Source organism: Kitasatospora sp. NE20-6, assembly GCF_045862635.1.
Map to the genome: position 1 here is coordinate 13,268 of NZ_BPRL01000011.1, position 26,517 is coordinate 39,784.

The window sequence follows — 26,517 nt, forward strand, 5'->3', positions numbered from 1 at the left end:
CAACACTTGTGGGCGGCCCACCGACGCACTCCTGTTGTCGATCCGCCGGACGTCCGCCTAGGGTGCACGGACCATGCCCCAGGACCTCCACCCCCGCCTGCTGCGCGGTTTCGTCGCCGTGGCGGAGACCCTGCACTTCGGCCGCGCCGCCGCCGCCCTGTACGTGGCCCAGCAGGCCCTGAGCCGCGATGTGCAGTCGCTGGAGAGGAAGTTGGGCGAGCCGTTGTTCCACCGTACGAGCCGCAGCGTGCGGCTGACGCCGGTGGGGGAGTCGCTGCTGCCCCAGGCCCGGCGGCTGCTCGCCCTGCACGACGAGATCCTCGCGTCGGCGCACCGCAGGGTCCTGCTCGTCGACCTCAACAGCGACGTCGACGGCGACGACCTGACGCCCGCGCGGGTGCTCGACGCCGCCCGGACCGCCGCGCCGGACACCGAACTGCTCGCCCGCTTCCACGGCGGACTGGCCGCGGCGGCCGAGGAACTGGCCGCCCACCGGCTGGACGTCGCGTTCGGCCGGTTCGCCGGTCTTCCGGCCCGCACCCGGGACCGCCTCGTGCACGTGCCGGTGCGGCTGGAGCCGCTGGCGGTCGTCGTGCCGGACGGGCACCCGCTCGCCGCCCCGGGCCCGCTGCCCGTGGCCGCACTGGCCGGGCACCCGCTGGACGTCCTCGCGGGGAACCCGGCGACCACCGAGTGGACCGACCTGGGCCTCCGCCTCGTCCGCGACCACGGGTTGGCGGCCGCGCCGGGGCGTACGCCGCCGGTCGGCGTGCCGGAGTTCGCGCGCTACCTCGGCCGGCACCGGGCGCCGGTGCTCACCACGACCGGCGGCCCCAGGATCCCCGGCGCCGTCACCCGGCCCCTCGTCGACCCGCTGCCGCTGGCCCTGCTGGGGCTGGTGCACCGGCCGGGCCTGCGGCATCCCGGCCTGGCCGCGCTGGGCGCCGCGGCCGCCCGGCTCGGCGGCCGGGAGGGCTGGCTCGTGCGGCCGCCGGGGAGCTGGCTGCCGGCCGAGGACGCGGCACTGCTGCCCGCCGGGCGGGCCCCCGCGGGCGGCGGCTGACGGTGGCGCTCCCCGGGTGCCCGTGCTCCCGGGTGCCGGGGCCTCGGTGGGCCGGGGGCGTCCGGCGTCCGGGCCCGGACGCGGCGGCGCCCCCTCCGGTCGGACCGGCGGGGGCGTGGCCAGGTGGGTCGGGTGCTGCGGTTCCGGTCAGGCGGCCTTGACGGCGGAGATGTCGAAGCTCAGCTTGACCTTCTCGCCGATGAGCACGCCGCCGGTCTCCAGCGCCGCGTTGTAGGTCAGGCCCCAGGCGGTGCGGTCGACGGTGGTGCTGCCCTCGAAGCCGACCCGCTCGGCGCCGTAGACGTCCGTGGCGTGCCCGGTGAAGTCGAGGTCGAGGACGACCTGCCGGGTGGTGTCCTTGATGGTGAGGTCACCGGTCAGCCGGTACGACTCGTCGCCGATCCGCTCGGCGGACGTCGAGCGGAAGCGGATCTCCGGGTAGGTGTCGGCCGCGAAGAAGTCGCCGGTGCGCAGGTGCTCGTCGCGCTGGGCCTGGTTGGTGTCGATGCTGGCGACCTTGATGACGAGGTCGGCCGAGGAGTTGGCGGGCTCGTTGCCGTCGAGGTGCAGCTTGCCCTCGTACTCGGTGAACTCGCCGCGGACGTTGGTGACCATGGCGTGGCGGACGGCGAAGCCGATCTGGCTGTGGGTGGTGTCGATGGTGTACCCGCCGGTCAGGTGGCCGAGGCCGGGGCCGGCGACCGGGGTGGCGACGGCGACGGTGGTGTCGTTCTTGCGGCTGAAGATACCCACGGCTTGCTCCTCTGGTCCGAAGCCATTTGTTTAGGCTTCAACTTGTTGGCTCCACCGTAACGCGTCATGGTTCAAAGTTCAACCACTTGGTCCGGCGAGTCCCGCACCACCCCGGCCGGACACCCCCGGCGGCCGCCGCCCGCGGCTCCGCCCGCCGCTCCGCTCCCCGGCAGCCGCCCCGTCGGTCCTCGTGCCCGAGGTGTCGGCCCCCGTGCCTAAGGTGAGGACGTCGGCCCACGGAAGGTGCACCCATGTACGCCCTGCACGCGCTCTGGCAGGGTGGCGGCCGGCTCGCCCTGTGGGCCGAGGACGCCGCCGCCCGCCCCGCACCCGACACCGCACAGCCCCCGCCCGCCCCCGGCCACGGACCCGCCGCCCACCCGTACGCCTGCCCGGCCCCGCAGGTCGCCCGCCTGCTCGCCGGCCTCGGCCCCGGCCCCGGCTGGCTCGCCGCCCAGGCCGCCGAACGCTGGACCACCCTCCACCTGCCGACCACCGGCGGCGCACCCGCACCGTCCACCCAGCTCCCCGGCGGCACCCGCACCGGCGCCGCCCCCACCGCCGCCTGGCGGGTGCCCGTGCTCGTCCTCGACGGCCCGCACCCCGCCCAGCTGCTCGGCGCGCTCTTCGACCCGCACCACGGCGGCGCCCACTGCCAGCCCGACGGCGCCCCGCCCACCGAACTCGGCTACGGCGGCTCGCTGCGCTGGCTCACCGCGGTCCACGACCTCGCGTGGCGGCTGGTCGGCCGGGGCCGCGTCCTGCCCGTCCTCGACGACCGGGACGGCACGGCGTACGCGGCCTGGCGGCCCGCCCCCGACGCCGCCGACCGGGCCGAGGCCGCCGCCCTCGCCGCCGGCTGCCCCCGGGCGCTCCTCGCCACCGACGCGGACGGTGCCGCCGGCCGCCGCCGGGCCGACCGGCTGCTCGCCGACGCCCTGGAGGCACTCACCGACCGCGAGGCCCGCGCCGCCCTCGCCGACACCCCGCCCCCGGCCGCCGGGCCCCCCTGGCTCGGTGCGTGGTACGCCCCGGACGGACACCTCGGCACCGCCCCCGCGGAACTCGCCGGACAGCTCGCCGCCTGGCGCGCCCGCCCGCCGGCCGACCCCGCCGTCCGGCTCGTCCTGCGGCTCACCGAACCGCTCGGCCACGACGCGGGCCTGCCCGACGCGGTCGCCTGCACCGGACCGGTCGCCGCCGCCGGGCCGGTCGCCGGCGCGGAGGACGCCCCCGGTGCCGCCGACGACGACTGGCGGCTCGACCTCCTGCTCCAGGCCGTCGACCGGCCGTCGCTGCTCGTCCCCGCCGAGGACCTCTGGACGCACGGCCCCGGCCACGCCGCGCTCTCCCGCACGGTCGACAGCCCCGGCGCCGCGCTCGCCGCCGAACTCGACCGGGCCGCCCTCCTGCACCCCGCCCTGCACGACACCGCCCGGCAGCTCCGCCCGACGGGACTCGCCCTCGACCGGGCCGGCGCCCTCGCCTTCCTGCGCGACGCCGCACCCGCCCTCGCCGGCGCCGGCTTCGGCGTCATGCTGCCCGCCTGGTGGCAGCGGCGGCCCCGGCTGGGCCTCGCCCTCACCACCCGCACCGGCACCCCCGGGGCCGTCGAGCAGCCCGCCCGCATCGACCGCGACGACGTCGTCGCGTTCCACTGGCAGGCCGCCCTCGGCGACACCGTCCTCACCCACGACGAACTCACCGAACTCGCCGCCGCCCAGCAGGGCCTCGTCCGGCTGCGCGGCCGGTGGACGGAGGTCGACCCCGGCCAGATCCGCGCGGCCTACGCCTTCCTCCTCCGGCACGCCACCGGCACCATGGACCCGGCCGAACTCCTCCGCCTCGCCCTCGACGACACCGCGAGCGTCGCCGGGCTGCCCGTCACCGCCGTGCACGCCGACGGCCCCCTCGGCGACCTGCTGGCCGGCCGGGCCGGCACCGCACCCGCCGACACCGCCGACGGCCCGCCCCCGCCCGGCTTCCACGGCGAACTCCGCCCGTACCAGCGGCGCGGCGCCGCCTGGCTGCACGCCCTCGGCCGGCTCGGCCTCGGCGGCGTCCTCGCCGACGACATGGGCCTCGGCAAGACCGTCCAGACCCTCGCCCTGCTCGCCCGGGAACACGCCGAGGGCGCCACCGGGCCCACCCTGCTGGTCTGCCCGACCTCGCTGGTCGGCAACTGGCAGCGCGAGGCCGCCCGTTTCACGCCCGGCCTGCGCGTGCACATCCACCACGGCGCCGACCGCGAGGGCGTGGAGGCCGCCGCGGCGGGCACCGACCTCGTCGTCACCACCTACGGCGTCGTCCAGCGCGACGCCGCGCCGCTCCGCACCGTCCGGTGGCGGCGCATCGTCGCCGACGAGGCCCAGGCCGTCAAGAACGGGGCCACCGACCGCTCCCGCGCCCTGCGTTCGCTGCCCTCCGGCCCGCGCATCGCCCTCACCGGCACCCCCGTCGAGAACCGGCTGGCCGAGCTGCACGCCATCCTCGACTTCACCAACCCCGGGCTGTTCGGCAGCGCCGAGTCGTTCCGCGAACGCTTCGCCGTCCCCGTCGAGCAGAACGCCGACCGGGCCGTCGCCGACCGCCTCCGGCGGCTCAGCGGGCCCTTCCTGCTGCGCCGCGTCAAGGGCGACCCCGCGATCGCCCTCGACCTGCCCGCCAAGCAGGAGTTCACCGTGCGCTGCAACCTCACCGCCGAACAGGCCGGGCTCTACCAGGCCGTCGTCGCCGACCTGCTGCAGCGCGTCCGGGGAGTCCGCGGCGTCGAACGCAAGGGCGCCGTGCTCGCCGCGATCGGACGCCTCAAGCAGGTCTGCAACCACCCCGCCCAACTCGTGCACGACCGCGGCGGACTGGCCGGCCGCTCCGGCAAGATCGACCGGCTGGAGGAGATCCTCGCCGCCGCCCTCGCCGCCGGCGACCGCGCCCTGGTCTTCACCCAGTACGCCGACTTCGCCGTCAGGCTCCGCCCCCACCTCGCCCGCCGGCTCGGCACCGAGGTGCTCCACCTGCACGGCCGCGTGCCCCGGACCGAACGCGAGCGGCTCGTCGACCGCTTCCAGCAGCCCGACGGGCCGGGCGTGTTCCTGCTCTCGCTGAAGGCCGGCGGCACCGGCCTCAACCTCACGGCCGCCAACCAGGTCGTCCACCTCGACCGCTGGTGGAACCCGGCCGTCGAGGACCAGGCCACCGACCGCGCCCACCGGATCGGCCAGCGCCGCGACGTCCAGGTCCGCCGGCTGGTCTGCACCGGCACGGTCGAGGAGCGCATCGCCGACCTCGTCGAGGCCAAGCGCACCCTGGCGGGCACCGTGGTCGGCACGGGCGAGCGGTGGCTCACCGAACTGCCCGCGGACGAGCTGCGCGACCTGCTGGCCCTCTCCGCCGACGCGACCGGAGCCTGACCGTGACCGACGCCCGCAACCCCGACCCGACGGCGGACCGACCCCGCCCGGCACCCCCGGACCCTTACTGGGAAGGCGACTTCACCCTCCGCGGGGACGAGGTCCCCGACCGCCCGGCGGCCCCCGCGATCGATCCGCTCGGGCCCTCCGGCATCACCGTCCGCGGCCGGGACCTCGCGGACCTGCTCGGCCCGGCCTACCGCCGGTTCACCACCCCGGACTGACCTCCGGCCCCGGCCCCCTCCACCGGCGCCTGCCCCGCCGGCCGTCCCCGGGTGAGGAACTCCTCGACGAGCGTGCGGAACCGCCCCGGCTCGTCCACCCACGGGCGGTGGCCGGCCTCCGCCAGCACCTCCAGCCGTGCGTGCGGGTGGCAGCCCGCCACCAGACGGGCCGGCACGGTGCCGATCATGCCGTCCCGGCCGCCCGCCACCACCAGCACCGGCGCGTCCACCGGCCGCACCGGTGCGCCGCCCGCGTAGAAGGCCGCCCGCAGCCAGGCCGGGGCGGGCGGGAGTTCACGGAACGCCTCGGCACGGGCCCGGTCGTCCCAGCGGCCCCAGTTGAACGGCGCGAGGCGCGCCGCGAGCTCCCACGGGTCGCCCGTACCCGCGGCCGCCTCGGATGCCGCGGCCGCCGCGTCCGGGTACCACGGCTCGTCCGCACGGGCGGCGCGGATCGTCCGGAGCTCCGCCTCGTCCGGCTCCCTCGCGGCCCGGCCGACCGGCGTCACCAGCACCAGCCGGCCCGTGGCCGCCGGGAATTCCGCCGCGTACCGCTGCGCGGTGAGGGCGCCCGCCGAGTGACCGAGCACGTCCACCCGGTCGAGGCCGAGGTGGCGGCGGAGCGCGTCCACGTCGGCCGCCTGCGCGGTGAACGCGCAACTCGCCCGGTCCGCCGGCACGCCGGAGCGCCCCGCGGCCCGCCCGTCCATCCGGACGAGGGTGCGCCGGCCGTCCAGCCCGCCGAGCACGCCCAGGTACCGGACGTCCGTACCCGGCCCGCCGCCCAGCGCCAGCAACGGCGGTCCGTCGCCCGCGACGTCGTACCAGAGCGGGGTTCCGTCGTACGAGGCGAAGATCGACATGGCCGCCATGCTGCCGGACCGGGCGGAAAACCGCTGCGGGATTTCCCGGCGGACTGGCAGGGTGGTGCGGTGACCGAGCTGCGCCGGATCCGTGCCGACTACGACGACCGCACCATCGTGATGTACCAGGCGCACGCCCCCGGGGCCCCGGGTCACCCCGCCGAGCCGTTCGCCGGCCACCGGACGATCTGGATCGAGCCCTCCTTCCGCTGGCTCATGCACCGCACCAACTGGGCCCGCAGGACGGGCCAGGAGCGCGTGCTGGCCGTACGGATCACCCGCGAGGGCTGGGAGCGCGCGCTCGCCGAGGCCGTCCCGGCGACGGACGACCAGGCCGCGCCCGCCGACGCCGCCGCGCACGTCCGGTGGGATCCGGAGCGCTCCGCCGCCGGTGCGGCGCTCGGCCACCACAGCATCCAGGTCGGCGTGGGGCGGCCCCTCCTCGGCGCGTTCGTCGACGAGTGGACGGTCTCCGTCACCGACCTCACCCCCCGGGTGCACCGGATCTCCGGGCTGATCCGGGCCGGTCTCAACGCCCAGGCCGTCCGCCTGCTGCCCACCGAGCGCCCCTACCCGCTGGAGCCGGCCCTGGCCCGGCAGCTGGGAGTCGGCGTCCCGCACCGGATCCCCGGCCCGCGCCGACGCGGCGGCCAGGGCCGCCCGACCGCGTCCGGCACCCCGTACCGGCGGAACCCGTGAACCCCCGGGCCTGAACCCCCGGCCTGAACCCCCGGGCGGCGCCCTCCGCGGGCCGACACGGTTGCTGCAGTTAGCAACCTGCTTGCAATTGCAAGCAGGGGTGGGCATGCTGGAGGGCATGGCCTCACTGAACGTCGGCTCGCTCGGCGAGTACATCCGCGAGCAGCGGCGTACCGCGCAGTTCACGCTGCGGCAGCTCGCGGACGCGGCCGGCGTGTCCAACCCGTACCTCAGCCAGATCGAGCGCGGGCTGCGCAAGCCGAGCGCGGAGATCCTGCAGCAGATCGCGAAGGCGCTGCGGATCTCGGCCGAGACGCTCTACGTGCAGGCCGGAATCCTGGAGGAGCGGCACGGCGAAGGGCTCGAACTGCGGGCCTCGATCCTCGCCGACCCCCTGATCAACGAACGGCAGAAGCAGGCACTGCTCGCCGTCTACGACGCCTTCCTGAAGGAGAACCGCGAGAGCACCGACGCTCCCGCCGGGACTCCTGCCGCCCGGGCCGCGCCGACCGCGCCGGCCGAGGGCTGACGCGCCGCCGCGCACCCGCCGCCGGCGCCCGGCCGCACCTGGCCGCCACCGAGACCACCGCACGCACCCGAACGCCCGGGAGGACCGGTCATGCCGATCACCGACGACATCAAGAAGACCCTCAGCGACCCCACGCCGCTCTACGCCCTCGCCGGGGCCGGCGACCTCGCGTACGAGAAGCTGCGCGTGGTGCCGGGCAAGGTCGAGGCGCTGGCCGCCGACCGCAAGGCCACGCAGGAGAAGGCCGCCGCGCGGCTGCAGGAGGCCCAGGCCCGCCTGGTCGGGGCGCAGGGCAAGGTGAACGAGGCCGTCGCCACGCTGCCGACCGACCTGAAGGAGCTCCAGGAGAAGGCGCAGACCTTCGCCCTGCAGCAGGTGGCCCGCGCGGCCGAGCTGGCCGTCAAGGCCAAGGAGGCGTACGACGAGCTGGCCGTGCGCGGCAAGTCCGTCGTCGACAAGGGCCGCACCGCCCCGGCCGGGTCGGCCCCGGTGGGAGAGCCCGTCGCCGAGGCCGTGGTGACCGAGGTCGCGCTGGACGCCGAGCCGGTCGAGGGCGAGCTCGTGGAGGAGCCGGCCCCCGACACGGAGAAGAAGGCGCCGCGGGCCCGCAAGAGCACCAAGTGACCTGAGCCCGTCACGCGCCCCGGCGGCGGTGCACCGGACGGTGCGCCGCCGCCGGCGCGCCGCCCGCCCGTCACCCGTTCGGTCGGCGCGCGTGCGTGCGACGGGTTCCGGGGACGTCCGGGACGATCCGGACGTTGTCACCGAGGCGGGCCGCGTGCCGTGCCACGATGGGCGGTAGAGCCGAGGCCGCCGTGAGGAGACCGAAGTGTCCGACATCCTGCTCTTCGACTACCTGAACCCGTTCTGGTGGCTCGCCATGGCGATCATCGGCTTCAAGCTGTTCGCCCTCGTCGACGCGGCGCTGCGCCGCGACGACGCGTACCGGGCCGCGGACAAGAAGACCAAGGGATTCTGGCTGATCGTGCTGGGGCTGGCCCTCGGCCTCGACCTCCTGCTCGGCGCGTACGTGCTGAGCAACTTCCTGACCCTGATCGGCCTGGTCGCCGCCATCGTGTACATGGTCGACGTGCGCCCGGCGATCAAGCAGCTCACGGACGGCCGGGGCGGCGGACGCCGCAACATCGGCCCCTACGGGCCCTGGTGACCCGGCGTCCGACCCGCACGTGCCGCGGGGGCGGCACCCCGACCGGGGGTGCCGCCCCCGCGGCGCGTCCGGCTGCGGACCCGGCCGTCAGCCCATGAGGGCGGGCACCGGGTTGCGCTCCAGCAGCAGCACCGCGACGTCGTCGGTCAGTGCGCCGCCGTTGAGCTCCTCGACCTCGGCGAGGGCGCTGTCGACCAGCCGGCCCCGGCTCAGCCCGCCGGCCTGGTGGTCGGCGATGAGCTCGATCAGGCCGTCCTGCCCGAGCCGGCGCGACCCGGCGCCGACCCGGCCCTCCACCAGCCCGTCGGTGTAGAGCATCAGGCTCCACCCGGGGTGGAGTTCGAGCTGCTGTGCGGGCCAGGCGGCGAGTCCGTCGTCGCACGGCAGCAGGCCGAGTGCGGGGCCCGCCTGCTCGGCGGGCAGCAGCTGCGGCGTGCCGCCGGGGCCCAGCAGCAGGGGCGCCGGGTGGCCCGCCAGGAAGAGGCTGGCGTGCTCGACCCCGGGTGCGCCCGGGGACGCACCGTCCGCCCCCTGCGGCCGCGGCCCGGGGGTGAGGACGAGCATGCAGAGGGTGGCAAAGATCTCGTCGCTGCGCCGCTCGTGCTCCAGCACGTGCTGGAGCGTGGTGAGCAGCTGCTGGCCGGTGAGCCCGGCGAAGACCAGGGTCCGCCACGCTATCCGCAGGGCGACCCCGAGCGCCGCCTCGTCCGGGCCGTGACCGCAGACGTCGCCGATGACCACGTGCACGGTGCCGTCGTCGGTGCGGACGGCGTCGTAGAAGTCGCCGCCGAGCAGGGCGCGCCGTCGGCCCGGCCGGTACCGGCGGGTGAAGGCGAGTCCGGCGCCGTCGAGCAGCGGGGTGGGCAGCAGGTGCCGCTGGAGGCGGGCGTTCTCCTGGCCGCGGAGCTCGGCCTCGACGAGCCGGCGCTGCGACTCGTCGGCCCGCTTGCGTTCCACGGCGTACCGCAGGGCGCGGGCCAGCAGGGGACCGTCGGTCTCCCGCTTGACCAGGAAGTCCTGGGCGCCGGCGGCGACGGCGGCGGCGCCGAGCTCGGCGCCCGCGGCGTCGGTGAGGACGACCAGGGCGACGTGCGGGGCGCGGCGGCGGAGCTCGCGGAGCCCGTCGAGGCCGTCGGACGGGAAGGCCTCGTCGGCCGGGTGGGCGGGCTCGACGAGGTGGCCGGGGGCGGCCAGGTCGAGGAGCACGCAGTTGAAGTCGACGGGACGGCCGCGGCCGCGGCGTGCCGACAGCGTGGTGGGCGCGAGCAGGTCGGCGGCCTCGGCGATGCCGCCGGCGCGGTGCAGGTCCACGCGGGCGCCGCTGTCCGCCACGAGGGCCTCGATCAGGCCGAAGTCCCCGGTGTCGCCGTCCTCGATCACGAGCAGGCGGTACGGGGCCTCGCCGGTGGTGTCGGCCGGCCCGCCGGAGTTCGACCGGGGATGCGGTATCGGTGCCGGCTCGCGGGGCGCGGCGGGCCGGTGCGGGCGCTCCGCGGGGCGGGCGTCCGCCGTCCCGGTGGCACGCCCGGCCTGCAGGCCGGGCGTGCCACCGGGGGCGGGCGCGTCCGTGGCCGGATCCGTGACTGGAACCGCGCCCGCACGGCGTGCGGTGTCGGCGGCGTCGGCGGCACCGAACCTGCCTGTGGCAGTGGATGCCCGGCCGTCTCCCGATGCGGGCATTGGTCGGTCCTTCCTTTCCCCGACTGCCCAACGGCTGATGTCCGTCTGCAGTGCCCGCCTGGCACCGCGGGTCGAGGAGCTTCTCGCGACCATAACGTGATCTCCGGGGATTTCTCTGACTGGCAGCCGCGGCTGTGGTTATCGCCACGCGCTCGGCGGCGTGCACGGCTAGCGTGGCGGCCGTGCGCACGGGGGCTGACGGGAGGTCGATTTCGGTGATGCAGATCACGCTGGTCCAGGGTGACATCACGGATCAGCAGGTGGACGTGGTGGTCAACGCCGCCAACTCCTCGCTGCTCGGCGGTGGTGGGGTCGACGGGGCGATCCACCGCAGGGGCGGTCCGGAGATTCTCGCGGACTGCCGTCGGCTGCGGGCCTCCCACTACGGCAAGGGCCTGCCGACCGGTCGGGCCGTGGCGACGACGGCCGGGCGGCTGCCGGCCCGGTGGGTGGTGCACACCGTGGGGCCGGTGTTCCTCCCGGAGGAGCGGACGGAGCGGACCGGGCTGCTGGCCTCCTGCTATCGGGAATCGCTGCGCGTGGCGCGGGAGCTGGGTGCACGGACGGTGGCCTTTCCGGCGATCTCCGCCGGGATCTTCGGGTGGCCGCTGGAGGACGCCGCGCGGATCGCGCTGACGACCGTGGTGGAGGAGGGGGCGCGTGTCGCGCCGGACGGATCGGCCGAGGGGCCGGCGGAGGTGCGGTTCGTGCTGTTCGATGCGGAGGCGTACGCGGTGTTCGAGCGGGTGCGGCGTGAGGTGGGGTCGGGCTGACGAGGGTCGGGCGGGAGGGGGCCTGGCCGTCGGTGCCGCGCCGGTGCGGATCGGGCCCGGAGGTGCGTGCGGTCGGGCGGGATCGTGGCGGCGGGTCGGCGGCGCCGGGTGTGACGGGCGACGACGGGTGCGACATCCCCATGGTGGCGTGACGGGCCGTCAACACGCCAGAGGAAATCGATAACTCGTTCGAGTGAATCGGTCGAGCCGTACACGGGCCCGCCCCTGCCGGGCCTGCGGTCGCCGCCCGTGCCCGGCGGCCCGGCCGCGCAGGCCACGGCCCCGGGCCGGCCGGGACCGTGCGGGTGCGGACGGCCGCCGGCGGCCGGGTGGGCGAGGTGCGGGTGGTGGTGGCCTACGGGGCCAGCGCCGCCCAGTCCACCGTGGCCTCGCCCTGCCGCCACCGGCCGCGCGCGTCCACCAGCGGCCAGCTCCCCGCGAGTGCCGTGCAGGCCGCGATCCACCGCTGGCGGGCCCCGAACGCCGCGTACGGTGCGGCCGACGCCCAGGCGCGGTCGAAGTCGGAGAGGAAGGCGTGCACCGGGCGCCCCGGCACGTTGTGGTGGATGAGCGCCTTCGGCAGCCGCTCCGCCAGGTCGGACGGCGCCTGCAGGTCGGCCAGCCGTGCGGCGAAGGTGACCGTCCGCGGTCCCTCGGGTCCGAGCGCCACCCAGACGTGCCGGCGGCCGATCTCGTCGCAGGTGCCCTCGACGAGCAGCCCGTCGGGGGCGAGCCGCCCGCAGAGCCGCTCCCAGACCGTGCCGACCGTCTCCTCGTCGTACTGCCGCAGCACGTTCGCGGCGCGGATGAGCTGGGCGGCCCCGCCGTCGAGCGGCACCTCGAAGCCGCCGCGGCGGAAGCTCAGCCGCGGCGGGTCGGCGTAGGGGAGGGCGGCCGCGACCCGGGCCGGTTCGATCTCGATCCCCACCACCCGCACGTCCGGCCGGACGGCGCGCAGCCGGGTCGCGAGCTCGACCGCCGTCCACGGCGCGGCGCCGTAGCCGAGGTCGACCGCGACCGGCGGGCGGGCGGCGGTCCGCAGGGTCCGGGCCATCGTGTGGGTGATCCAGCGGTCCATCCGGCGGAGCCGGTTGGTGTTGGTGGTGCCGCGGGTGACCGTCCCGACCGGGCGGGTCGTACGGGCTCCGCGGACGGGGGAGGGGCGGACGGGGGAGGGGTCGAATGCGGCCACGCCTCAGCGTACGCGGCGCCCCGGACCGGCCCCGGGGCCCTCTCCCCGGGGGAGCGCGCCGGTGGGGCGGGCGGGCGGGCGGCGGCCCGGTGCTGTGACGGTCGTCGCCACGGGAATAGCGGACGGCGGGCCCGTGGTTGCCACCCTCGGCGTGTGTCCTGCCCGGAGCTGTCGGCCCCGGCGGAGCACGCCGACCCGCAGGGCGGCCCGGCCGCGCCCTGCGGCCGTCCTGCGGGCCCGCCCGTACGGCCGGACGTACCGATCGGCCGGGAGCACGAGGAGGCTTCAGCCAGGTGACGCAGCACTCCGCACGCGCGGCCCGTCGTGAGCGGCTCGCCCAGGTGGCGGGCCTTGCCCAGGCCCCAGGTGCCGGACAGGGCGCCGGTCTCGCCCCGCCCGCCCGCCTCGCCCGGCTGCAGGCCCTCGTCGGGGGACGTCAGCGCCGGCCCCGGCGCATCGCGATGCTCAGCGTGCACACCTCGCCGCTCCACCAGCCGGGCACCGGCGACGCCGGCGGCATGAACGTCTACATCGTCGAGCTCGCCAAGCGGCTCGCCGCGCTCGACATCGAGGTCGAGGTGTTCACCCGCGCGATCAGCTCCGACGACGCCCCGACCGTGCAGCTCGCCCCCGGCGTGCTGGTGCGGCACGTCACGGCCGGCCCGTTCGAAGGGCTGCTCAAGGAGGACCTGCCCGCGCAGCTCTGCGCCTTCACCCACGGGGTGCTGCGCACCGAGGCGGGCCACCGGCCCGGGCACTACGACCTCGTGCACTCGCACTACTGGCTGTCCGGGCAGGTCGGCTGGCTCGCGGCGGAGCGCTGGGGCGTGCCGCTGGTGCACACCATGCACACCATGGCCAAGGTCAAGAACGCCGCGCTCGCGGAGGGCGACACGCCCGAGCCCGCCGCCCGGGTGATCGGCGAGACCCAGGTCGTCGAGGCCGCGGACCGGCTGATCGCCAACACCGCGGAGGAGGCGGGCGAACTCTCGCAGCACTACGCGGCCCGCGGCGACCAGCTCGCCGTCGTGCACCCCGGCGTCAACCTGGACGTCTTCCGCCCCGGCGACCGCGCCGAGGCGCGCGCCGGGCTGGGGCTGCCGCAGGACGCCGCCGTGCTGCTCTTCGCCGGCCGCATACAGCCGCTGAAGGCGCCGGACGTGCTGCTGAAGGCCGTCGGCGTGCTCCTCGACCGGCGACCGGAGCTGCGCGAGCGGCTGGTCGTGCCGGTGGTCGGCGGGCCCTCCGGCACGGGCCTGGCCCGGCCCGAGAGCCTGCACAAGCTCGCCGCCCAGCTCGGCATCTCCGACGTCGTCCGCTTCCACCCGCCGGTCGGCCAGGAGCGGCTCGCCACCTGGTACCGCGCGGCCACCGCCCTGGTCATGCCCTCCTACAGCGAGTCCTTCGGCCTGGTCGCGCTGGAGGCCCAGGCCTGCGGCACGCCGGTGGTCGCCGCCGCCGTGGGCGGCCTGCCGGTCGCCGTCCGGGACGGCCTCACGGGCACCCTCGTGCACGGCCACGACCCGGCCGCCTGGGCGCAGGCCCTGGAGCCGTACGTCACGCTGCCCGATCTCGTGCAGCGGCGCGGCGAGGCGGCGGCCCGGCACGCGGCGGCCTTCGGCTGGGGCACGGCCGCGGCCGCGACGGCCGAGGTGTACGCGGGGGCTATGGCCCGCCCGGAGGACCGGCTGCGCCGCCGGGCCTGACCGGGGCGCGGCCGGCGCGGTGCCGTCCCGCGGCGGGTCGGGCGGTGCGCCCCGGGGGTACCGGCGAGTAGCGTCAGCTCCATGGCAATCCGTACCAAGGACGACGCGCTGGCCCTCCTCCGCACCGCGCTCGACGAGGCCGGGGTGGGCTGGGAAGCGGCGGCGACCGACCCGTACACGCTGGTCGCGACGCTGCCCGGCACCCGCAAGCTCTCCACCACCTGCGCGCTGCGCGTGGGCGACCACACCCTGTCGGTGAACGCCTTCGTGATCCGCCGGCCGGACGAGAACCACGAGGCCGTCTACCGCTGGCTGCTCGAACGCAACACCCGGCTCTACGGCGTGGCGTACGCCGTCGACGGCCTCGGCGACGTCTACCTCGCCGGACGGCTGCCGCTGGAGGCGCTCACCCCCGACGCGGTGGACCGGCTGCTGGGCACCGTGCTCCGGAGCGCCGACGAACCCTTCAACACGCTGCTCGAACTCGGCTTCGCCACGGCGATCCGCCGCGAGTGGGAGTGGCGCACCAAGCGCGGCGAGTCCGTCGGCAACCTGGCCGCGTTCGCGCACCTGGCCGCCCCCGCGGACGGCGGACCGCCGGAGGCGGGCACGGACGCCGCTACGAGCGGCTGAGCTCGGCGGCCCCGACCGGCCGGCCCTCCGCCGCGGCCGCCGGTGCGGGCCGCCGTCCGAGCCACAGGAACGCCACGGCGGCCGCGGTGCCGAAGGCCGCGCAGCCGCCCCACACCACCCGGCCGCCGGCGTGCTCCAGCAGGAAGCCGCCGGCCGCCGGGCCGACGAACGAGGCCAGCGACCAGGAGAGCGAGTAGACGCCCTGGTAGCGGCCGCGGGCACGGGCGGGCGACAGCTCCGCGACGAGGCCCATCATCGTGGGGGCGGCCATGATCTCGCCGACCGTCCAGACCGCGACCGTCAACGCGTAGAACCCCGCCGAACCGCCCGCGAGGGCCGTGAGCCCGAATCCCCAGCCGGTCAGCAGCGAGCTGACCACCAGGAGGCCGGTCCGCCCGCGGCCCGCCATCAGCCGGGTCACCGGCAGCTGCAGCAGCACGATCAGCAGGCCGTTCAGGCCGATCACCAGGCCGTACCGGGTGGCCGAGATCCCCTCGCGGCCCATGTCCACCGCCAGCGTGGTGCTGCCCTGCTGCACCACGACGGCCAGCAGCAGGTTCACCGCGACCAGGGCCATGAAGCGGGTGTCCCGGAAGACCGTGCCCAGGCCGGCCCGGGGCTCCGCCGGTGCCGCCCCGGCAGCGGCGGCGGCGGCCCGCTCGGGACGGGTCTCCGGGATCCGCACGAAGACCACCACGGCGCAGGCCAGCGTGGAGGCGGCGTCCAGCAGGAACAGCGCCAGGTAACCGTGCGCGGCGATCAGCCCGGCCACCGCGGCGGAGACGCCGAAGCCGATGTTGATCGCCCAGTAGTTCAGGGAGTAGGCCCGCACCCGGTGCTCGGCGGGCACGATGTCCGCGATGATCGCCGAGACGGCCGGCCGGGAGGCGTTGCTCGCCAGGCCGACGGCGAACGCCGTCACCGCGATCGTCACCCGGCCGTCGCAGAAGCCCAGCACCGCCGTCGACACCGCCGTGCCCAGCTGGGCGGCGAGCAGGGTCGGCCGCCGGCCCCACCGGTCGGTCAGCACGCCGCCCCCGACGGCCGCCACGGCGGACCCCAGACCGAACAGCGACGCCACCAGGCCCGCGTACGCCGGCGAGTAGCCGCGGTCGGCGGTCAGGTAGAGCGCGAGGAAGGTCACCACGAAGCCGCCGAGGCGGTTCACCAGGGTCGACGTCCACAGCCACCAGAACGGGCCGGGCAGTCCGCCGACCGTCTCCCGGGCGGCGGTGCGCAGGCGGACTGCGGCGGGCATGGGCGGCTCCCGGGCGTGCGGCCACGCGCGCAGCCGGGCCGGGTGAGGCCCGCCGGCGCGGTGGTAAGAGGCGAAGGCGATAGGCGGACATTACCTGGGATGAGACGGCCCGACCAACCGAATTCCTCCTCCTCTAAACTGGCGCCCATGGCTGACACGACCTACCGACTCATCCTGCTCCGCCACGGCGAGAGCCAGTGGAACCAGAAGAACCTCTTCACGGGCTGGGTCGACGTCGACCTCAACGAGAAGGGCGAGAAGGAGGCCGCGCGTGGCGGCGAGCTCCTCGCCGCCGAGGGCTTCCTCCCCGACGTGCTGCACACCTCCCTGCTGCGCCGCGCGATCCGCACCTCGCAGATCGCCCTGGACAAGGCCGACCGCCACTGGATCCCGGTGAGCCGCAGCTGGCGCCTCAACGAGCGCCACTACGGCGCCCTGCAGGGCAAGGACAAGGCCCAGACCCTCGCCGAGTTCGGCGAGGAGCAGTTCCAGCTCTGGCGCCGCTCGTACGACACCCCGCCGCCCGTCCTCGCCGACGACAACGAGTACTCGCAGGCCGGCGACGACCGCTACGCCGACATCCCGAGCGAGCTGCGCCCGCGCACCGAGTGCCTCAAGGACGTCGTGGAGCGCATGCTCCCGTACTGGTATGACGCGATCGTCCCCGACCTCGCCGCCGGCCGCACCGTGCTCGTCACCGCGCACGGCAACAGCCTCCGCGCGCTGGTCAAGCACCTCGACGGCGTCTCCGACGCGGACATCGCGGGCCTGAACATCCCCACCGGCATCCCGCTCGTCTACGAGCTCGACGCCGACTTCAAGCCGCTCACCCCCGGCGGCCGCTACCTCGACGCCGACGCCGCCGCTGCGGCCATCGAGGCGGTCAAGAACCAGGGCAAGAAGTAAGCCCGACAGCGATACGGCCCCTCACCTGCGCGCCTCGTGCCGGTGAGGGGCCTTCGCCGTTCCCGGGCCCTGCGCCGGGCCGTCCGCCGGGCCCTGCGCCGGGCCCTCCGCCGGGCCGTCCGCTGGTGCTCCGGCGGCGTCGCGGACCCGTGCCGCATGCCGGGCGGCGAATTCGAGGGCGAAGCCCAGCAGGACGATGGCCAGGCCCGCCCAGAAGAAGAGCGGGTCGGGGTGCCGGGCGGTCCCGGCGACGGTGACGAGCCAGGCGCCGAGCGTCCCGCAGAGCGAGGCCCCGGCGTCGTACCAGCGGCGGGCCCGCGCCTTGTGGACGGCCTGGGCGGCGCCGAGCAGCAGCAGGACCGTCATGGTCACGATCAGCGCAGTCGTCATGGCAGGGAAGTATTGCGGAGGGCCCGGCGTGCGCCTCCGGGGGGTGCCTCCGGGGAGGCCCGCGACCCGACGCACCGTCACCTCCCGGTGTCCTCAAACTGGTTCAGACCATTGACGGACGGCCGCCTCCGCTCCTAGCGTGGTGGTCCAGACCTGGCGCGAGCACGCCAACCCCACGCAGGGCGCTGCCCCGCCGGTCTGTTCGCGCACGACAACGCGCACCACGGAACACGCACCTGCACACGCACTCCATCCACCCCCACGGAGGGAGCACCATGCGCAAGCGTCACATCCTGGCCGCCGTCGCGGCTGCCGCGGCCGTCCCGTTCGCCACCGCCGTCCCCGCCCAGTCGCACGCCTACGTCACGACGCCGCCGAGCCGCGCCGCCCTGTGCGCGGCCGGCACGGTCACCAACTGCGGCGACATCCAGTGGGAGCCGCAGAGCGTCGAGGGCCCGAAGGGCTTCCCGTCGACCGGGCCGTCCGACGGCACCCTCTGCGCGGGCGGCAACAGCCGCTTCGCCCAGCTGGACGACCCGCGCGGCGGGGCCTGGCCGACCACCAGGGTCACCGCCGGGCAGCGGCTCACGATGACCTGGAAGTTCACCGCGCGGCACTCCACGAGCCAGTTCCGCTACTACCTGACCAAGGCGGGCTACAACGCGGGCACGAAGATCACCCGCAGCAGCCTCGACCTGACCCCGTTCCTCACCGTGCCCTACAACGGCGCCCAGCCGCCGGCCACGGTGAGCCACGTCGGCACCCTGCCGGGCGGCCGCACCGGCCACCAGGTGATCCTCGCCGTGTGGGACGTCGCCGACACCAGCAACGCCTTCTACCAGTGCATGGACGTCACCTTCTGACCCGGAGACGCCCCCGCACGCACCGGTGCCCCGCCGGACCGGCCCGAGCCGGCCCGGCGGGGCACCGTCGTTCAGTGGCCGCAGCAGCCGCCGGTGGCGCCGCCGCACTGGCAGGGCGCCCCTGACTGGCAGCCGCAGCCGCAGCCCGGGCCGCAGCCGCAACCCGCGGCGAGGACCGGCAGGAGCTTCGGGGCGGGCTGTTCGGCGGCGCTCGCCGCGGGCGTGGTCGGGGTCCGGTGAGCCTTCATCGTGCTGGGCCTCCTCATCGACGGCACACGGCGGCATGCGCAGCACTCCTCGGCATGCCCGTTCCGAGTGAAGACCGCCGGGCGACGGGGCGTCAACGGGCGCGCGGAGGTAGGACACCCGGGCCCGCGTGCGCCCCCGGCCCGGGAAGTGCCGTTCGCACCGGAAGCGCCGTTCGCACCGGAAGTGCCGTCCGCGCCGGAAGCGCCACCGGGCCCGGGCGGCGCACCCGGGCCCGCGGGGCCGCTCCGCTCAGTCGGCGGCGGTGACGGCCGGAACGGCCTCGGCCTCGGCCGCGAACCCGTCCGGGTGCTCGCCCGTCACCAGGAACACCACGCGCTTGGCCACCGAGACCGCGTGGTCGGCGAACCGCTCGTAGTAGCGGCCGACGAGGGTGACGTCGACGGCCGTCTCGATGCCGTGCTGCCAGCGGTCGTCGAGCAGGTGCGAGAAGAGCTCCCGGTGCAGGGCGTCGATGGCGTCGTCGTCCCGCTCCAGCTCCAGGGCGGCGTCGACGTCCTTCGTCGAGATGACGAGCCCGGCCTTGGCGACGAGGCGCTGCGCGAGCTGACCCATCTCCAGCACGATCGGGTGGAGGTCGTTCGGCACCGCGCTCTCGGGGAAGCGCAGCCGGGCGACCTTCGCCACGTGCCGGGCGAGGTCGCCGCAGCGCTCCAGGTCGGCGCTCATCCGCAGGCTGGTGACCACGATGCGCAGGTCGGTCGCGACCGGCTGCTGGCGGGCCAGCAGGTCGATGGCGCGGTTCTCCAGCTCGTGGTGGAGGTTGTTGACCTTCTCGTCGGCCGCGATGACGCTCTCCGCCAGGGTGAGGTCGGCGTCGAGCAGCGCCGTGGTGGCCCGGCCCATCGCCGAGCCGACCAGCCGGGCCATCTCGACGAGGCCGTCGCTGATCGAGTCGAGTTCCTCGTGGTACGCGTCGCGCATGCTGTCTCCTCCTGGCCGTCCGTCCCGCTGCCGGGACGGACGTTCCATCAGTAGCTGTGTCGGTGGCGGTGCCGACCGGTCCGTCCGGGGACGGCCGCTGCTGGTGGCGCGAATGGTAGCCGCGTCACCGCCCGCACGGGCTTGCGACGACAACACTGGGCCGTCCGGGCGACCTCGCACGACCCGTGCAGTGAACCGGCAGCGGACTGAAGGTGAATTCTCGGCAACGTGCGGCCTATCCCTTGATCGCACCGTTGAGGAGCCCGCCCACCGTGCGCTTAGGCTGAATGACATGGACGTGAATGTGGCCACCGCCGCTGCCTGCGCCATAGCCGGGCTCGGCGTCGGTCTCACGGCCGCCATCGCCTTCCGCTGGAGCGAACGCGAGCAGGCCCGCGGCGGCGCTCCGAGGATCGGCAACGCAGGCAGGACAGGGAGCAGCGGGCTCCCGGTGCACGACACCCCGCTCCCGCCCGGGGTCGACACGGTGCTCTCCGTGCTGCGCTCCTGCGCCATCGTGCTCGGCGACGCCGACGAGGTGGTCAAGGCCAGCTCCGCCGCCTACGCGATGGGCCTGGTGCGGGGCGGGGCGATGGCCGTCGACCCGATGCTGTCGCTCGCCCGGGCGACCCGCCGCGACGGCGAGATCCGCCAGGTCGAGCTGGAGGTGCCCCGCCCCGGCGGCGCCCGCGCCGCCGAGCCCCTCGCGGTGTCCGTGCGGGTCGCGCCGCTGGGCTCCCGGCTCGTCCTCGTCCTCGTGGAGGACCTCACCGAGCGGCGCCGCATCGAGGCCATCCGCCGCGACTTCGTCGCCAACGTCTCGCACGAGCTGAAGACGCCGGTCGGCGCGCTCTCCCTGCTCTCCGAGGCGGTCGCGGACGCGTCCGACGACCCGGAGGCCGTCCAGCGCTTCGCCGGCCGCATGCAGATCGAGGCGACCAGGCTCGCCAGCCTCGTCCAGGAGATCATCGACCTCTCCCGGGTGCAGGACGACGAGCGGCTGGTCGACCCGGAGCCCGTCCCGGTGGACGAGCTGATCGCCGAGGCGATCGACCGGTGCCGGCAGCCCGCCGCCGCCAAGCAGATCCTCATCGCCTCGGGCGGCACGTCCGGCCTCTACCTCCACGGCAACCGCGGCCAGCTCGCCGCGGCCCTCGGCAACCTCGTCGAGAACGCCGTCAACTACAGCCCGCCGCGGACCCGGGTGGCCATCGCCACCCGCCGCATCTCCAGCGCCGCCGTCCTCGGCGAGGCCGACGGCGAACTGATCGAGGTCTCGGTGACCGACCAGGGCATCGGCATCTCGGAGAAGGACCGCGAGCGGATCTTCGAACGCTTCTACCGGGTGGATCCGGCCCGCTCCCGGGCGACCGGCGGAACCGGCCTCGGCCTCTCCATCGTCAAGCACGTCGCGGCCTCCCACCGCGGCACCGTGGCGGTGTGGAGCGTCGAGGGCCAGGGTTCCACCTTCACCCTGCGGCTCCCGTCCGGGCAGGCCCCGGCCGCGGACCGCGACACCGCCGTCCCGTCGACCACGGCGGACGGCCATGACCCACGCACCGCACCCACCCCCCTTCCTGCCCCGGAGGCCCGATCGTGACCCGAGTACTGGTGGTCGAGGACGAGGAGTCGTTCAGCGACGCCCTGTCGTACATGCTCCGCAAGGAAGGCTTCGAGGTGGCCGTCGCCGCCACCGGCCCGGACGCGCTGGAGCAGTTCGAGCGCAACGGCGCCGACCTCGTCCTGCTCGACCTGATGCTCCCGGGCCTCCCGGGCACCGAGGTCTGCCGTCAGCTGCGGGTCCGCTCCAACGTCCCGGTGATCATGGTGACCGCCAAGGACAGCGAGATCGACAAGGTCGTCGGCCTGGAGATAGGCGCGGACGACTACGTCACCAAGCCCTACTCCACCCGGGAGCTCGTCGCCCGGATCCGCGCGGTGCTGCGCCGCCGAGGCGAGGACGGCAACGGCAACGGCGACGGCGGCGGCCCCGGCGCGCTGGAGGCCGGCCCCGTCCGCATGGACGTCGACCGGCACGTGGTGACGGTCGACGGCGCCAAGGTCGACCTGCCGCTCAAGGAGTTCGACCTGCTGGAGATGCTGCTGCGCAACGCGGGCCGGGTGCTCACCCGGATGCAGCTGATCGACCGGGTCTGGGGCGCCGACTACGTCGGTGACACCAAGACCCTCGACGTGCACGTGAAGCGCCTGCGGGCCAAGATCGAGCCCGACCCGGGTGCGCCGCGCTACCTGGTGACCGTCCGCGGCCTGGGCTACAAGTTCGAGCCGTAGACCCCGCCGGACACGCCACGACACGGCCGAGGCGCTCGCCGACGCGGAGGCCGAGCCGGACGGCCTGGCGGAGCCCGGCGCGGAGCCGGAGGCGCCGGGGCCCGCCGAGCGCGAGGCGGATGCGGAGGCCGAGCCGGACGGCTTGGCGGAGCCCGAGGCGGACGCGGAGGCCGTCGGGGACGCCTCGGGGACGGGCTCGGCCTTGGGGCCGAAGGAGGCGTAGAGGCCGACCGCCGGACTCACGCCGGCCGGGACGCTCACCTTGCCGGCGGTCTTGAAGGTGAAGGCCGTGTCGGCGTAGCCGCCGACGGGGAGCTTCGCCGAGGCCACGCGGGCGCCGGGGAGGCCCTCGCCGCCGAGCAGCAGCGCTCCGCCGGCCGGGATGACGATCTCGGTGACGTTCGCACCCTTGGCGTCGGTGAGCTGCGCGGCGCCGCCGTCCACGGTGACCGCCTGCAGGATCTCGGGGTCGGCACCGGTGTTGCTGATGTTGACCGTGACGTTCGCCGGTCCGGCCTCGTCGGAGGAGGCGGTCGCGGCGGTCACCACCACGATGTTGTTGAGGCGGAGGTTCTGGCCCACGGAGGTGGCCGCGGAGTCCGGCTTGACCTGGAGGGTCTCCGCCTGGTTGCCGGCCGAGCAGGCGGACAGCGGGACGATGGCGGCGAGGACGAGGGCGGCGATCGCGCCGCGTCGAAGGCTCCGGCTCACGGCGGCGACTTCTCCTTGGATGTGGATGAGCTGCGTGGATCGCACGATGTGGATCACGTTCGGTGGTCGGCGTCAGCCTACCGACCGCTTACGCCCGGTCCCCACGGGGTGGCCCCGTGTCGCGCCCCGGCATCCGTTCGCGTGCGCAGCGGGGGCCGCGCCCGGCTCCGGACGCCCACGAACCGGCGCAGGTCGTGCGGGTGGACGGGGCCGGTCGGCGGGTCGTGACGGGGGACACGACACGCGACAGGGCAAAAACTCAAGATCCAATCATGGTTTCGGCGGTGTTGCCAGAGGTTTCGTCGAGCTGTCGCACCACCTCCGACCTGCGGGAAGCCTTCGTCGAACACCGGTCGCAGCACGTCATGGGGGTCCTTGTCAAGCCCTGAGACCCGCCCTGACCTGCGAAAACGCCCTTCGGGTGCGCCGAGAAGCGTGTTATTCTGGAAAGCCACGGAAGGGGTCCTGTCACATGACGTTCAAGGTTGGCGACACGGTGGTCTACCCCCATCACGGGGCCGCGCTGATCGAGGCCATCGAAACTCGCCAGATCAAAGGTGTGGACAAGACCTACCTGGTGCTCAAGGTGCAGCAGGGAGACCTGACACTGCGTGTGCCCGCCGAGAACGCGGAGTTCGTCGGCGTGCGCGACGTGGTCGGTCAGGAAGGTCTCGACCGGGTCTTCGAGGTGCTTCGCGCACCGTACACCGAAGAGCCCACCAACTGGTCTCGGCGCTACAAGGCGAACCTCGAGAAGCTCGCGTCCGGCGATGTGATCAAGGTTGCCGAGGTCGTCCGCGACCTGTGGCGTCGCGAGCGTGAGCGCGGTCTCTCGGCCGGCGAGAAGCGAATGCTCGCCAAGGCCCGCCAGATTCTCGTCAGCGAGCTCGCGCTCGCGGAGAACACCAACGAGGACAAGGCGGAGACGCTGCTCGACGAGGTCCTCGCCTCCTAAGCGGCTCCAGAACGCCCAGCGCCCGATGCCGGCGCGCCGTCCCGTCATGCTCGGCCGACGGGACGGCGATTCCGGCACCTCGGGCGCTTCGGCGTGCCCGGGCACGGGCGTGCCGGAGCGACGCGCGGCCCCTGCGGTGCGGGCGGCCCGGAAGGGGTCCGTCCGCCGCTCCGCGCGGGCGGCCCGGCGTTGTGGCTAACGTGCAGTCGGAAGGGTCTGCGGTGCACGCTGGACGGCGCACGCCAAGGGCCATACCCACTTCGCCGAAGGAGCGAAACCTGAACGCGTCAGCAGCAGTTGCAGCGGCGGTGGTACCGGCCGCGGGGCGCGGGGAGCGACTGGGGCCCGGCGCCCCGAAGGCGCTGCGCGAGCTCGGCGGCGTGCCCCTGCTCGTCCACGCCGTCCGGGCGCTGGCCCGCAGCCGGGCGATCGGCCTGGTCGTGGTCGCGGCCCCGCCGGACGGCGTCGCCGGGGTGGAGGCCCTGCTCGGCAGCCACGGGCTGGACGGCAAGGACGTCCGGGTGGTCGCCGGCGGAGCCACCCGCCAGGAGTCCGTCCGGCTCGGCCTGGCCGCGATCCCCGACACGGTCGAGGTCGTGCTGGTGCACGACGCCGCCCGGCCGCTCGTGCCGGTCGAGGTCGTGGACGCGGTCGCCGCGGCCGTCCGCGCCGGGGCCGACGCGGTGGTGCCGGCCGTGCCGCTCGCCGACACCGTGAAGCGCGTCGAACCGCGGGCCGCCGGCGTACCGGAGCCCGTGCTCGACACGCCGGACCGTGCCACGCTGCGAGCGGTGCAGACCCCGCAGGGCTTCCGCCGGGCCGTCCTCCACGAGGTGCACGAGAAGTCGCTCGCCGAGGAATCCGCGGGCGGGCTGCCGCCGGTGACCGACGACGCGGGCCTGGTCGAGCGCTTCGGCGGCACCGTCGTCGTGGTGCCCGGCCACGAGGAGGCGTTCAAGGTGACCCGGCCGCTGGACCTCGTGCTCGCCGAGGCCGTACTCGCCCGCAGGAGGGCCTCCGATGGTTTCTGACCCGATCGTTCCCGGGCCCGCCGCGCCGGCGGCGCCGCCCGTCGTCCCGCTCGTCGGGATCGGCACCGACGTCCACGCCTTCGAGGCCGGCCGCCCGCTGCGGGTCGCCGGCCTGGACTGGCCCGGCGCCGGTGACGGCCTCGCCGGACACTCCGACGCGGACGTCGCCGCCCATGCCGCGTGCGACGCGCTGTTCTCCGCGGCCGGTGTCGGCGACCTCGGTGCGCACTTCGGCACGGACCGCCCCGAGTGGTCCGGCGCGGCCGGTGTCGCCCTGCTCGCCGAGGCCGCCCGGATCGTCCGCGCGGAGGGCTTCGAGATCGGCAACGTCGCCGTCCAGGTGATCGGGGTCCGTCCGAAGATCGGCAAGCGCCGGGCCGAGGCCCAGGCCGCACTGTCGGCCGCCGTCGGCGCGCCGGTGTCCGTCTCCGGCACCACCACCGACGGGCTCGGCCTCACGGGCCGCGGCGAGGGACTGGCGGCGATCGCCACCGCCCTGGTGTACCGGGTGGGTTGAGCTTCGGTACCGGTTCCGCGACTCGCCGGACGGGTGGCCCGGGCGCCGGTAACGTGCCAGGGCCACTGGGCGGGCCGGACGCCCGCCACGCGACGGGGGAGATGCGCCGATGGACCGCCAGGTCGGCTACGAGGAGTTCCAGGACATCGCGCAGAGCCCCGGCGAGGCCCGGCTGCTGCACAAGGCGATGAAGCAGCTCGCCGACGGCGGCGCGGGCCCGGCCATGCAGGAGATGGCCCGGGACGTGCTCGCCGGCCGTACGGGCCTGCGCCAGGCGCTCTCGCAGAGCGCCTACAGCCCCGAGCTGCTGGCCGGCGCCGACTCGCTGCACGACCGGCTCTCCGCGATGTCCGACCGGGAACGGGACGAACTCGCCGAGCAGGGACGCCGGTTCATCGCGCAGGAGGACCGGGAGATCGAGGACGAGGCCCGCGAGGCCGGCGAGGAACCGCCGGCCGTCCGCTGGGACTACCGCCCGGGCGGGTCCTGAACACGGGGCATCCACCGCCCCGCCGCCGGCCGGGCCCGGCCGGGAGGGGCACGTCGACGACCGGTGCGGTCATGGGGAACGGGGACGGGAAGCATGTCTTTTCGGGTGAACGTCGGGGACGTCCGGGGCTACGGGACGCTGGTCGGGCGGTCCGCCGAGAACGCCGCCGCCTGCAAGGACCACCTCAGGAGCGAGGCGACGGTCGGCAAGGGCCTGGCGTCCGAGCTGTGGGAGATGTGCTCCGTCGAGCACGAGAAGTTCGTGGACTCCGGCACGCAGATCCTGGAGAAGATCCGGGCCGTGATGGCGGCGGGCTCGCGTGAGCTCGGCAACGTCGCTGCCAGCTACAGCGGCACCGAGGCCGGCGAGGCCGCCCGGCTCGACGCCACGTACGCGCGGCCCGGCGGCCCCGCCCCGAGCGGCGGCACCGGCTCGGGCCCGTCGTTCGCGGACCGCCGCGACGCCGTCGCCGAGCTGGCCGAGAAGGGCGGCGGCGACGGCTATCTCGCCGGTCACGTCGCCGAGTTCGAGTTCACCCCGGTCAACAAGGTGGTCGGCACCGTCCTCGACCTGGGCAGCCCGTCGGCGCTGATCAACGAGGCCTGCAAGCTCTTCCTCGGGTTCGACCCGTACGGGGAGCTGCTCAAGGCGATCATGGGCGACTGGGAGTCGTACGCGGCCTGCGGCGCGACCTGGTCGCGCATAGGCAAGGCGTGCGGTGCGATGGCCGACAACGTGCAGGGCGGCAACAACACGCTCGCCACCACCTGGGACGGCAACGCCGCCGACGCCGCCTGGGCCTACTTCGAGCGGTTCCAGGGCAAGCTGCGGGAGGTCGGGCGGGGCTTCACCGAACTCGACGCGCACTACTTCGAGATCGCCCAGTTCGTCTTCTCGCTGGCCGAGTTCCTCAAGGCGGGCCTCGCGTTCATGGTCGACCGCCTGCTGGTCGCCCTCGCCCTGCAGGTCGCGGCCACGGCGGCGGCCTCCACGGTGGTCGGCGCGGCCGGAGCCGCGATCGGCTACGCCGCCGCGGTCGCCCAGGTCGTGATCGCGATCGACAAGTGGGCCGAGATGACCGCCCAGCTCGCCCAGGTGTCGCTCGCGCTGACCGGCGTGCTCACCGCCAAGTCGGTCATCATCGGCACCGTCACCGGCGTCATGCAGGACTTCCCCGAGGTGGGCGGCGCCTACGACCACCCCGCTGCGACGGTGTGACC

The 26,517-nt window shown here is 75.3% G+C and carries 27 protein-coding genes; 19 read left to right on the forward strand and 8 right to left on the reverse strand.

Annotation, left to right across the window (positions count from 1 at the left end):
• Positions 1-73: 73 nt before the first annotated feature.
• Positions 74-1,063, forward strand: coding sequence for a LysR family transcriptional regulator (locus tag SNE206_RS11985; RefSeq protein ID WP_407913283.1), 990 nt, complete (start codon positions 74-76; stop codon positions 1,061-1,063).
• Positions 1,064-1,210: 147 nt separating this feature from the next.
• Here SNE206_RS11985 and SNE206_RS11990 read toward each other — a convergent pair whose 3' ends face one another.
• The gene (locus SNE206_RS11990) at positions 1,211-1,816 is read right to left on the reverse strand and encodes a YceI family protein (RefSeq protein ID WP_407913284.1); all 606 of its coding nucleotides are present in this window, start codon (positions 1,814-1,816) and stop codon (positions 1,211-1,213) included.
• A gap of 251 nt (positions 1,817-2,067) precedes the next feature.
• Here SNE206_RS11990 and SNE206_RS11995 point away from each other — a divergent pair, with 251 nt between their 5' ends.
• Positions 2,068-5,226 carry an SNF2-related protein gene (locus SNE206_RS11995; protein WP_407913285.1) on the forward strand — a complete coding sequence of 1,053 codons (3,159 nt, stop codon included), beginning with the start codon at positions 2,068-2,070 and terminating at the stop codon, positions 5,224-5,226.
• A 2-nt stretch (positions 5,227-5,228) separates the two neighbouring features.
• Positions 5,229-5,450, forward strand: a complete 222-nt coding sequence (locus SNE206_RS12000) for a hypothetical protein (RefSeq protein ID WP_407913286.1) — start codon at positions 5,229-5,231, stop codon at positions 5,448-5,450.
• On the opposite strand, the gene SNE206_RS12005 is transcribed toward SNE206_RS12000, so the two are convergent.
• Positions 5,423-6,313 carry an alpha/beta fold hydrolase gene (locus SNE206_RS12005; RefSeq protein ID WP_407913287.1) on the reverse strand — a complete coding sequence of 297 codons (891 nt, stop codon included), beginning with the start codon at positions 6,311-6,313 and terminating at the stop codon, positions 5,423-5,425. The two genes, SNE206_RS12000 and SNE206_RS12005, sit on opposite strands and share 28 nt — an antisense overlap.
• Positions 6,314-6,382: 69 nt before the next feature.
• On the opposite strand from SNE206_RS12005, the gene SNE206_RS12010 reads away from it, so the two are divergent.
• The 4 genes from SNE206_RS12010 to SNE206_RS12025 all read left to right on the forward strand — a co-directional run bounded on the left by SNE206_RS12010 (position 6,383) and on the right by SNE206_RS12025 (position 8,709).
• Complete coding sequence (locus SNE206_RS12010; protein WP_407913288.1) at positions 6,383-7,012, forward strand: DUF4291 family protein; 630 nt, start codon at positions 6,383-6,385, stop codon at positions 7,010-7,012.
• 118 nt (positions 7,013-7,130) lie between these two features.
• Positions 7,131-7,541 carry a helix-turn-helix domain-containing protein gene (locus SNE206_RS12015; RefSeq protein ID WP_405012681.1) on the forward strand — a complete coding sequence of 137 codons (411 nt, stop codon included), beginning with the start codon at positions 7,131-7,133 and terminating at the stop codon, positions 7,539-7,541.
• Positions 7,542-7,631: 90 nt separating this feature from the next.
• Positions 7,632-8,165, forward strand: coding sequence for a hypothetical protein (locus tag SNE206_RS12020; RefSeq protein WP_407913289.1), 534 nt, complete (start codon positions 7,632-7,634; stop codon positions 8,163-8,165).
• Positions 8,166-8,379: 214 nt separating this feature from the next.
• Complete coding sequence (locus SNE206_RS12025) at positions 8,380-8,709, forward strand: DUF2516 family protein (RefSeq protein WP_407913443.1); 330 nt, start codon at positions 8,380-8,382, stop codon at positions 8,707-8,709.
• An 87-nt stretch (positions 8,710-8,796) separates the two neighbouring features.
• Here the strand turns inward: SNE206_RS12025 and SNE206_RS12030 are convergent, their stop codons facing one another.
• On the reverse strand, positions 8,797-10,389 hold the full coding sequence (locus tag SNE206_RS12030; protein WP_407913290.1) for a PP2C family protein-serine/threonine phosphatase: 1,593 nt from the start codon (positions 10,387-10,389) through the stop codon (positions 8,797-8,799).
• Positions 10,390-10,607: 218 nt separating this feature from the next.
• Between SNE206_RS12030 and SNE206_RS12035 the strand changes: the two genes are divergently transcribed.
• Positions 10,608-11,162: an O-acetyl-ADP-ribose deacetylase gene (locus tag SNE206_RS12035; RefSeq protein WP_407913291.1), complete on the forward strand. Its 555-nt coding sequence runs from the start codon at positions 10,608-10,610 to the stop codon at positions 11,160-11,162.
• A gap of 355 nt (positions 11,163-11,517) precedes the next feature.
• Here SNE206_RS12035 and SNE206_RS12040 read toward each other — a convergent pair whose 3' ends face one another.
• Complete coding sequence (locus SNE206_RS12040; RefSeq protein WP_407913292.1) at positions 11,518-12,354, reverse strand: class I SAM-dependent methyltransferase; 837 nt, start codon at positions 12,352-12,354, stop codon at positions 11,518-11,520.
• A gap of 413 nt (positions 12,355-12,767) precedes the next feature.
• Here SNE206_RS12040 and mshA point away from each other — a divergent pair, with 413 nt between their 5' ends.
• On the forward strand, positions 12,768-14,060 hold the full coding sequence (mshA, locus tag SNE206_RS12045; protein WP_407913444.1) for a D-inositol-3-phosphate glycosyltransferase: 1,293 nt from the start codon (positions 12,768-12,770) through the stop codon (positions 14,058-14,060).
• An 81-nt stretch (positions 14,061-14,141) separates the two neighbouring features.
• Positions 14,142-14,693 carry a YbjN domain-containing protein gene (locus SNE206_RS12050; protein WP_407913293.1) on the forward strand — a complete coding sequence of 184 codons (552 nt, stop codon included), beginning with the start codon at positions 14,142-14,144 and terminating at the stop codon, positions 14,691-14,693.
• Here SNE206_RS12050 and SNE206_RS12055 read toward each other — a convergent pair.
• Positions 14,680-15,951 carry an MDR family MFS transporter gene (locus SNE206_RS12055; RefSeq protein WP_407913294.1) on the reverse strand — a complete coding sequence of 424 codons (1,272 nt, stop codon included), beginning with the start codon at positions 15,949-15,951 and terminating at the stop codon, positions 14,680-14,682. The genes SNE206_RS12050 and SNE206_RS12055 overlap by 14 nt on opposite strands.
• Positions 15,952-16,098: 147 nt before the next feature.
• On the opposite strand from SNE206_RS12055, the gene SNE206_RS12060 reads away from it, so the two are divergent.
• The gene (locus SNE206_RS12060) at positions 16,099-16,857 is read left to right on the forward strand and encodes a phosphoglyceromutase (RefSeq protein ID WP_405012688.1); all 759 of its coding nucleotides are present in this window, start codon (positions 16,099-16,101) and stop codon (positions 16,855-16,857) included.
• Between the two features lie 21 nt (positions 16,858-16,878).
• Here the strand turns inward: SNE206_RS12060 and SNE206_RS12065 are convergent, their stop codons facing one another.
• Complete coding sequence (locus tag SNE206_RS12065; protein WP_407913295.1) at positions 16,879-17,247, reverse strand: hypothetical protein; 369 nt, start codon at positions 17,245-17,247, stop codon at positions 16,879-16,881.
• 275 nt (positions 17,248-17,522) lie between these two features.
• Here SNE206_RS12065 and SNE206_RS12070 point away from each other — a divergent pair, with 275 nt between their 5' ends.
• Positions 17,523-18,110 carry a lytic polysaccharide monooxygenase gene (locus SNE206_RS12070; protein ID WP_407913296.1) on the forward strand — a complete coding sequence of 196 codons (588 nt, stop codon included), beginning with the start codon at positions 17,523-17,525 and terminating at the stop codon, positions 18,108-18,110.
• Between the two features lie 71 nt (positions 18,111-18,181).
• Here SNE206_RS12070 and SNE206_RS12075 read toward each other — a convergent pair whose 3' ends face one another.
• Both SNE206_RS12075 and phoU read right to left on the reverse strand, forming a co-directional pair.
• Positions 18,182-18,358 (reverse strand): hypothetical protein, encoded by a 177-nt coding sequence (locus SNE206_RS12075; RefSeq protein ID WP_407913297.1) that lies wholly within the window; start codon positions 18,356-18,358, stop codon positions 18,182-18,184.
• A gap of 250 nt (positions 18,359-18,608) precedes the next feature.
• The gene (gene phoU, locus SNE206_RS12080; protein ID WP_407913298.1) at positions 18,609-19,301 is read right to left on the reverse strand and encodes a phosphate signaling complex protein PhoU; all 693 of its coding nucleotides are present in this window, start codon (positions 19,299-19,301) and stop codon (positions 18,609-18,611) included.
• Between the two features lie 292 nt (positions 19,302-19,593).
• On the opposite strand from phoU, the gene SNE206_RS12085 reads away from it, so the two are divergent.
• From SNE206_RS12085 to SNE206_RS12115, 7 genes are all read left to right on the forward strand, one after another.
• On the forward strand, positions 19,594-20,901 hold the full coding sequence (locus tag SNE206_RS12085; RefSeq protein WP_407913299.1) for a sensor histidine kinase: 1,308 nt from the start codon (positions 19,594-19,596) through the stop codon (positions 20,899-20,901).
• The gene (locus SNE206_RS12090) at positions 20,898-21,593 is read left to right on the forward strand and encodes a response regulator transcription factor (protein ID WP_263104752.1); all 696 of its coding nucleotides are present in this window, start codon (positions 20,898-20,900) and stop codon (positions 21,591-21,593) included. Before SNE206_RS12085 ends, SNE206_RS12090 begins: the two co-directional genes overlap by 4 nt.
• Before the next feature lie 1,183 nt (positions 21,594-22,776).
• Positions 22,777-23,259, forward strand: a complete 483-nt coding sequence (locus SNE206_RS12095; RefSeq protein ID WP_014136563.1) for a CarD family transcriptional regulator — start codon at positions 22,777-22,779, stop codon at positions 23,257-23,259.
• A gap of 251 nt (positions 23,260-23,510) precedes the next feature.
• Complete coding sequence (ispD, locus tag SNE206_RS12100; protein ID WP_407913445.1) at positions 23,511-24,290, forward strand: 2-C-methyl-D-erythritol 4-phosphate cytidylyltransferase; 780 nt, start codon at positions 23,511-23,513, stop codon at positions 24,288-24,290.
• Positions 24,280-24,807, forward strand: coding sequence for a 2-C-methyl-D-erythritol 2,4-cyclodiphosphate synthase (gene ispF / locus SNE206_RS12105; protein ID WP_407913300.1), 528 nt, complete (start codon positions 24,280-24,282; stop codon positions 24,805-24,807). The genes ispD and ispF overlap by 11 nt, the downstream gene beginning before the upstream one ends.
• A 109-nt stretch (positions 24,808-24,916) precedes the next feature.
• Positions 24,917-25,297, forward strand: a complete 381-nt coding sequence (locus SNE206_RS12110) for a hypothetical protein (protein WP_407913301.1) — start codon at positions 24,917-24,919, stop codon at positions 25,295-25,297.
• A 93-nt stretch (positions 25,298-25,390) separates the two neighbouring features.
• Entirely contained in the window at positions 25,391-26,515 is a 1,125-nt protein-coding gene (locus SNE206_RS12115; RefSeq protein ID WP_407913302.1) for a hypothetical protein, read from the forward strand.
• Positions 26,516-26,517 lie beyond the last annotated feature (2 nt).

What these genes read in the sequence shown, in the direction of transcription:
- SNE206_RS11985 (WP_407913283.1), top strand. Translation starts at nt 74, where the DNA reads ATGCCCCAGGACCTCCACCCCCGCCTGCTGCGCGGTTTCGTCGCCGTG.
- SNE206_RS11995 (WP_407913285.1), top strand. Translation starts at nt 2,068, where the DNA reads ATGTACGCCCTGCACGCGCTCTGGCAGGGTGGCGGCCGGCTCGCCCTG.
- SNE206_RS12005 (WP_407913287.1), bottom strand. Translation starts at nt 6,313, where the DNA reads ATGTCGATCTTCGCCTCGTACGACGGAACCCCGCTCTGGTACGACGTC.
- SNE206_RS12015 (WP_405012681.1), top strand. Translation starts at nt 7,131, where the DNA reads ATGGCCTCACTGAACGTCGGCTCGCTCGGCGAGTACATCCGCGAGCAG.
- SNE206_RS12020 (WP_407913289.1), top strand. Translation starts at nt 7,632, where the DNA reads ATGCCGATCACCGACGACATCAAGAAGACCCTCAGCGACCCCACGCCG.
- SNE206_RS12030 (WP_407913290.1), bottom strand. Translation starts at nt 10,389, where the DNA reads ATGCCCGCATCGGGAGACGGCCGGGCATCCACTGCCACAGGCAGGTTC.
- SNE206_RS12035 (WP_407913291.1), top strand. Translation starts at nt 10,608, where the DNA reads ATGCAGATCACGCTGGTCCAGGGTGACATCACGGATCAGCAGGTGGAC.
- SNE206_RS12050 (WP_407913293.1), top strand. Translation starts at nt 14,142, where the DNA reads ATGGCAATCCGTACCAAGGACGACGCGCTGGCCCTCCTCCGCACCGCG.
- SNE206_RS12055 (WP_407913294.1), bottom strand. Translation starts at nt 15,951, where the DNA reads ATGCCCGCCGCAGTCCGCCTGCGCACCGCCGCCCGGGAGACGGTCGGC.
- SNE206_RS12060 (WP_405012688.1), top strand. Translation starts at nt 16,099, where the DNA reads ATGGCTGACACGACCTACCGACTCATCCTGCTCCGCCACGGCGAGAGC.
- SNE206_RS12065 (WP_407913295.1), bottom strand. Translation starts at nt 17,247, where the DNA reads ATGACGACTGCGCTGATCGTGACCATGACGGTCCTGCTGCTGCTCGGC.
- SNE206_RS12070 (WP_407913296.1), top strand. Translation starts at nt 17,523, where the DNA reads ATGCGCAAGCGTCACATCCTGGCCGCCGTCGCGGCTGCCGCGGCCGTC.
- SNE206_RS12075 (WP_407913297.1), bottom strand. Translation starts at nt 18,358, where the DNA reads ATGAAGGCTCACCGGACCCCGACCACGCCCGCGGCGAGCGCCGCCGAA.
- phoU (WP_407913298.1), bottom strand. Translation starts at nt 19,301, where the DNA reads ATGCGCGACGCGTACCACGAGGAACTCGACTCGATCAGCGACGGCCTC.
- SNE206_RS12085 (WP_407913299.1), top strand. Translation starts at nt 19,594, where the DNA reads ATGGACGTGAATGTGGCCACCGCCGCTGCCTGCGCCATAGCCGGGCTC.
- SNE206_RS12095 (WP_014136563.1), top strand. Translation starts at nt 22,777, where the DNA reads ATGACGTTCAAGGTTGGCGACACGGTGGTCTACCCCCATCACGGGGCC.
- ispF (WP_407913300.1), top strand. Translation starts at nt 24,280, where the DNA reads ATGGTTTCTGACCCGATCGTTCCCGGGCCCGCCGCGCCGGCGGCGCCG.
- SNE206_RS12110 (WP_407913301.1), top strand. Translation starts at nt 24,917, where the DNA reads ATGGACCGCCAGGTCGGCTACGAGGAGTTCCAGGACATCGCGCAGAGC.
- SNE206_RS12115 (WP_407913302.1), top strand. Translation starts at nt 25,391, where the DNA reads ATGTCTTTTCGGGTGAACGTCGGGGACGTCCGGGGCTACGGGACGCTG.